This is a genomic window from Streptomyces sp. SID5910 (assembly GCF_009862125.1).
Lineage (GTDB): Bacteria > Actinomycetota > Actinomycetes > Streptomycetales > Streptomycetaceae > Streptomyces.
In genome coordinates, this window is the sequence record NZ_WWHX01000023.1 from 1 (window position 1) to 504 (window position 504).

The 504-nt window shown below is 73.4% G+C and carries 1 protein-coding gene; it reads right to left on the bottom strand.

Annotated elements, in window-relative coordinates:
• Positions 1 to 504, bottom strand: a 504-nt coding sequence (locus GTW67_RS00720) for a beta-ketoacyl synthase N-terminal-like domain-containing protein (RefSeq protein WP_161162834.1), incomplete at both ends; no start/stop codon positions are given.

The following is a 504-nucleotide window of genomic DNA, read 5'->3' on the forward strand; positions in this document are numbered from 1 at the left end:
CGCCGGGCGTCGGAGAGCCGCTCCAGCAGCACCACGCCGATGCCCTCGGCGAGCCCCATGCCGTCCGCGTCCGCGCCGAACGCCTTGCAGCGGCCGTCGGCGGCGAGGCCGCGCTGGCGACTGAAGGCGATGAACGCACTGGGGGTGGGCATGACGGCGACGCCGCCGGCCAGTGCCAGGGAGCACTCCCCCTGACGCAGTGACTGGGCCGCCAGGTGCAGCGCGACCAGCGACGACGAGCACGCCGTGTCCACCGTCACCGCAGGACCCTCGAACCCGAACGTGTAGGACACACGGCCGGACACGACGCTGGCCGCGTTGCCCGTCATCAGGTGGCCTTCGGTGCCCTCGGGCGCCTCGTGGACGCGGGGGCCGTACTCCTGGTAGTTGACGCCCATGAAGACGCCGGTGCGGCTGCCGCGCAGGGACGGGGCGGGCACGCCGACACGTTCGAAGGCCTCCCAGGACGTCTCCAGCAGCAGGCGCTGCTGCGGGTCCATCGCC